This is a genomic window from uncultured Nostoc sp. (assembly GCF_964245445.1).
In the GTDB taxonomy this organism is placed as follows: domain Bacteria; phylum Cyanobacteriota; class Cyanobacteriia; order Cyanobacteriales; family Nostocaceae; genus Nostoc.
In genome coordinates, this window is the sequence record NZ_CAXTNE010000398.1 from 1 (window position 1) to 5,437 (window position 5,437).

Here is a 5,437-nt window from a genome sequence, read left to right on the forward strand (position 1 = left end):
ATCCCCAGTCCCCAATCACCTTCACTTCAATTAAAGATGCTGTGCTAAAGTCTTATTCAAGGTGGTTTTTGGAACTGCCCCTACGACAGTATCGACTTGCCGACCCCCCTTAAAAACCATCAGCGTCGGAATGCTGCGAATACCATAGTGGCTGGCGACAGTAGGATTTTGATCTGTGTTCAGCTTCACAAATTTCACCTGTCCTTCGTATTCAGCAGCAACTTCATCGACGACTGGGCCCACCATCCGGCAAGGGCCGCACCACGGCGCCCAAAAGTCCACTAATACCGGAATCTCACTTTCCAAGACTTCTTGCTTGAATGTGGCTTCTGTGACATTTGTAATGGATGACATAAAATTGCCTTCCTAATTAATTCTATTATTCGATAATATCGAATTATAAAAATATATGCCACCTGATGAGATAATGCAACTATGAGATTTCTTTATCATCCAGATAGAAAAAATATTTCTTTACCGGGAGTGCTGTATGCATTGGGCGATCCAGTGCGGCTAGAGATTGTGCGGCGGTTGTCCACTGAGGGGGAACAATGCTGTGCGAGTTTTGATTTTGCGATCGCTAAGTCTACTATGTCCAATCATTTTAAGATTTTGCGGGAGTCTGGGATAGTCTTTACACGTAAAGAAGGGACACAGCACATTAATATACTGCGGCGTGAAGATTTAGAGGTGCTGTTTCCAGGGTTGCTGGATGCGGTGTTGAAAGCGGCTCAACCATTGCCTGTGGAACCCGCGAGTACTAAACAAACAGCCTCAAGAATCTAGTGGTATGGGGCGATCGCTACTTGTTTAAGAATCTTCTCGTTTTTTAATTTGTGTTTCTAAATCAGCAAAGATATCATGTTGTTCTCGAAAAACCCTTGGAGTGTTAGATAAACCTAAATCTGTAGAGAGTAAATCAATACCGTCGATAATTTTGGGTATCTGAGCTTGATCAACTTGCAGACCGAGAAAGCATTTCTCCCTGTAATCTGGTCTTCCCTGAAAGCGTGCGATCGCTTTTTCCAAAGGGCGCATAACCTGATATGCTTTTTCAGCCTTCTCAATTGATGCTTGAGGGATTGGAGATTGCAGCCTAAGAATTGCTAGATCAATTAAATCTCTTGCCTCAACGCTGTCATCTGCGTAACGGTCAGAATTCGACAGCAGCTTAGAGGTAAAACAGTCATTGAAGCTTAAGCAGGGAACAGGTGACCACTTTGGATATCTTGGTGGGTCTAGTTGAAAACGAGTTTCGGCAATAATTTCCATTTTAATCGGCACATCATCCACAAAAACGATCATCCGAATTCCATATTGGTCAGTTGTGCTACGTCCAACTTGAATTTTACTTAAGTCACGAAATAATGCTTCATGCCCACCCTCAAATACCACTGTCCGCAGGTATTTGTAGCCTTCTGTACCAACAGAGGCGATAAAATCAACGTCCTTACTCCAGCGATATTCTTCAAAATCAAATGCAAGAAGGGTTCCACCACCGAAGTAAGCAGAACCCTTCCTAAGTATTTCAGAATCTAAGCATTCAAGAACTGTGAGAATTTGATTATGGTGTTCAAACCTGAAGGTCATAAACAAACTTGCAACCAGGATCTATAGCGTCTAGCGAGTTCCTGAAGAAAATTTAGTTCTTCACCTTCAAGATTATTAAATAGGTTGTGATATTGCCAACCACGCTCGTAGCGACTCAGCATTTCTTCTGAAGTAAAGCGATACACATCGGCAGTCTGCCAGCAAATGGACTCCAGAAAAGGCAGCTTTTTGGGGACAATAACAGGATTATTTGTTGGTGTTGCGGTTGTCATAGCTCTTTTAATCAACCACTTTCGGCTTATTTTTATTTAGATTAGCACTGTGGATATCCATATTTAATTTTATTCTAACTATAAATTATCTGGGCTGGGGTAAACTCTTCCTTTCCAAGCGCCGCCGCGCCCTTGCCAGTGACGTAGTGCTGAGTCTAGAGTCATCACGGTATAGAGAAAAGCGATCGCAGGTAAACTCAACGCGAACCAGGGAGAACATTTATAAAAGCGGATCGTCGGGTAGTAAGCGAAAGTCATTAACAGCCATCCTAATAAACCTGTAAGTGCGATCGCCCAATTGCTCCAAACTGCACCCAGAATCACACATACAGGTGGAACTAAATAAATTAGAGGCATTCCCACCAAAGTTCCCAATAGTATTAATGGTGAATAATTCAGTTGGGTATAGGCAGTACGAGCAACCATATCCCAAATCGTCGCCAGCGAGTCATAAGGGCGCAAGCTACGAGTCAAGCTACTCAATCCCAGCCAGATACGCCCTTGATTGGACATTAGATATTGAGCATGGTTTTCCTTGTCCCCCTTGTCTTCCCTGCTCAAGAGTTCCCCTGCTCCCCCACTCCTCTTAACAGCCTGAGCCAAGGCACAATCGTCAATTAAAGCTTGGCGAATCACTTGAATACCCCCAATTCGCTCTAAAGCTTCACGGGCGATCAGAATAGATCCCCCGGCGGCTCCTGCTGTGGGATTGTTAGGATTATTCACCCAGCGAAAAGGATAGAGTTTTTGGAAGAAAAAGACGAAAGCTGGTATCAAAAGTTTTTCCCAAAAGCTTTCACACCTGAGTTGCACCATTACAGAAACTAGGTCTAAATCCTCCTGTATAGCTTTCTTCACGAGTCGGCGGAGATTATCAGAATCGTGTTCGATATCTGCGTCAGTCAGTAAAAAATAATCGGGTGCAAATAAACTCGCGCTCTTTATACCTTGCTCAACTGCCCAAAGTTTTCCTGACCAACCGGGAGGCAGTGATTCACCTGAGATAATATGCAATTGCTCAGGTTTACCGACAGCGTGTGCAACCCCTTCGGCAAAATTTGCTGTCCGGTCTGTGCTGCGATCGTCTACTAAAAATACGTTGAAAGAACCAGGATAGTCTTGGAGTAGGAGCGATCGCAGTGTCGTTGGTAGCAATTGGGCTTCGTTACGGGCTGGAACCACGGCACAAACCACAGGTAACGATTCTAGCTGAGTTTCTGTAACCTCTAATTGCTGGTCTACCCGCCAAAATTGTCCCCAAAAACACAGTAATCCTAACCAAATTGTCAAGGATAACAGCGTTAATCCTAATACAATTACACCCATGACCTATTGCAAATTTTCAGTGACTCAGACAGAATACTATGTCTACTGATAGAGAAAAAATTTTTTCATCATAATATTGCCGTGTTCATAACTAGTGTTGGGTGTTGAGGTTAAATAGTATTTGATGCAGACACAAGACAGGGTAAAAGTCAATCAAGTCGCAACGGCGATCGCAGCCAGTCAACAATATTTGCTTTCGATTCAAAATCCCGCCGGTTACTGGTGGGCAGAGTTAGAATCTAATGTCACCATCACTGCTGAAGTCGTCCTTTTGCATAAGATTTGGGGAACAGACCAAATAAGGGCTTTACACAAAGTTGAAGCATATTTGCGTCAAGAGCAACGGCAGCATGGCGGTTGGGAACTTTTCTACGGTGATGGCGGAGAACTTAGCACCTCGGTTGAAGCCTACATGGCGCTAAGGCTGCTAGGTGTACCAGCAAACGATCCGGCGATGATTCGGGCGCAAGCCTTTATTCTCCAACGGGGTGGGATCAGCAAAACTCGGATTTTTACCAAGTTGCATTTAGCTTTGATTGGCTGCTACAACTGGCGCGGTATTCCCTCGCTACCACCTTGGGTAATGCTGTTGCCAAAAGCTTTCCCAGTTAATATCTACGAAATGTCTAGCTGGGCACGTTCCAGCACAGTGCCGTTGTTGATTGTGTGCGATCGCAAACCTGTTTTTATCACCGATCCAACTATCAACCTAGATGAGCTATACGCTGAAGGTGTTGATCAAGTGCGGTGGGAATTACCCCAAACTGGCGATTGGACAGATTTATTCCTCACCCTTGATCGGGGGTTCAAGTTGGCAGAAAGCCTGAATTTAGTACCCTTCCGCGAAGAAGGCATTAAAGCCGCCGAAAAATGGATTTTAGAGCGTCAAGAAGCCACAGGTGACTGGGGTGGGATTATTCCGGCGATGTTGAATTCAATGCTGGCTTTGCGGTGTCTGAATTATGACAGAAGCGACCCCATTGTGGAACGAGGTTTGCAAGCAATTGATAACTTTGCCATTGAAACAGAGGATAGCTACCGAGTTCAACCTTGTGTTTCACCCGTCTGGGATACAGCTTGGGCGATGCGTGCCTTAGTAGAATCTGGCTTTGCACCAGATCATCCCGTCGTGGTGCAAGCTGGAGAATGGTTGTTGCAAAAACAAATTTTAGATTACGGAGATTGGGCTGTCAAAAATCGTCAGGGAAAACCAGGGGCTTGGGCGTTTGAGTTTGACAATCGTTTTTATCCCGATGTAGACGACTCGGCTGTGGTAGTGATGGCTTTACATTTGGCGAAACTCCCCAATGAAGAAATCAAGCAGGCGGCAATCGCTCGGGCCTTAAACTGGATTGCATCTATGCAATGTAAACCAGGCGGCTGGGCTGCTTTTGATTTGGATAACGATCAAGATTGGCTTAACTCTATTCCTTATGGCGACTTGAAAGCGATGATTGATCCAAACACCGCAGATGTTACGGCTAGAGTCGTAGAAATGCTGGGTGCTTGTGATTTGTCTATTGATAGTGATAATTTAGAGCGATCGCTTACTTATCTTCTGCGCGAACAAGAAACCGAAGGCTGTTGGTTTGGTCGTTGGGGTGTAAATTATATCTACGGCACCAGTGGCGTTTTGTCAGCCTTGGCGTTAATTACTCCTCAAAAGCACAAACTCAGTATAAAACGAGGAGCAGCTTGGTTAGTCGGATGTCAAAACCGAGATGGTGGTTGGGGTGAGACTTGCCGCAGCTACAACGATCCCAGTCTTAAAGGAAAAGGAAATAGTACTGCATCTCAAACTGCTTGGGCTTTAATTGGCCTCTTGGCAGCAGGTGAAGCAACTGGTAAATTAGCTCTTGAAGTCATTGAGCGAGGAATTAGCTATCTCGTGGCAACCCAACAACCCGATGGTACTTGGTTTGAGGCTGACTTTACAGGTACTGGCTTTCCTTGTCATTTTTATCTCAAGTATCATTTGTATCAACAATACTTTCCTTTAATCGCTTTAGGTCGCTATCAAACAGTGATTCAAAAAGGTTAAGAGTAATTTATTGAAAGCAAGGGGAAACTCCATTCCCGGCTTCGTCTTGCTACGCTAACGTGGGTGTACGAGGTTGTTTCCCCCATTGCTCTACGGTGTACACACAAGTCCTAAAAACCTAGCTTGATAACGCTTTCTTAATTCTCATATAGAGCATGGGAACGAAAAAAATAGCGTTGTCAGTCGATGCAATGCCATTGTTAGTCGATGCAATGCCATTGTTAGTTGATGCAATGCCATTGTTAGT

General features: G+C 44.5%; 6 protein-coding genes. 2 read left to right on the top strand and 4 right to left on the bottom strand.

What is annotated here, in order from left to right; genetic code table 11:
* Positions 1–30 precede the first annotated feature (30 nt).
* Positions 31–354 (bottom strand): thioredoxin, encoded by a 324-nt coding sequence (gene trxA, locus ACFE90_RS35795; protein WP_012412473.1) that lies wholly within the window; start codon positions 352–354, stop codon positions 31–33.
* Positions 355–435: 81 nt separating this feature from the next.
* Between trxA and ACFE90_RS35800 the strand changes: the two genes are divergently transcribed.
* A complete protein-coding gene (locus ACFE90_RS35800; protein WP_375507002.1) occupies positions 436–786 on the top strand; it encodes an ArsR/SmtB family transcription factor in 351 nt (116 codons plus the stop codon).
* Between the two features lie 24 nt (positions 787–810).
* Here ACFE90_RS35800 and ACFE90_RS35805 read toward each other — a convergent pair whose 3' ends face one another.
* The 3 genes from ACFE90_RS35805 to ACFE90_RS35815 form a co-directional block, all read right to left on the bottom strand.
* The gene (locus tag ACFE90_RS35805) at positions 811–1,590 is read right to left on the bottom strand and encodes a nucleotidyl transferase AbiEii/AbiGii toxin family protein (protein WP_375507003.1); all 780 of its coding nucleotides are present in this window, start codon (positions 1,588–1,590) and stop codon (positions 811–813) included.
* Positions 1,587–1,823: a hypothetical protein gene (locus ACFE90_RS35810; protein ID WP_375507004.1), complete on the bottom strand. Its 237-nt coding sequence runs from the start codon at positions 1,821–1,823 to the stop codon at positions 1,587–1,589. The genes ACFE90_RS35805 and ACFE90_RS35810 overlap by 4 nt, the downstream gene beginning before the upstream one ends.
* Before the next feature lie 78 nt (positions 1,824–1,901).
* Positions 1,902–3,149 carry a glycosyltransferase gene (locus tag ACFE90_RS35815; RefSeq protein ID WP_375507005.1) on the bottom strand — a complete coding sequence of 416 codons (1,248 nt, stop codon included), beginning with the start codon at positions 3,147–3,149 and terminating at the stop codon, positions 1,902–1,904.
* A 124-nt stretch (positions 3,150–3,273) separates the two neighbouring features.
* On the opposite strand from ACFE90_RS35815, the gene shc reads away from it, so the two are divergent.
* Positions 3,274–5,190, top strand: coding sequence for a squalene--hopene cyclase (shc, locus tag ACFE90_RS35820; protein WP_375507006.1), 1,917 nt, complete (start codon positions 3,274–3,276; stop codon positions 5,188–5,190).
* Positions 5,191–5,437: the final 247 nt, after the last annotated feature.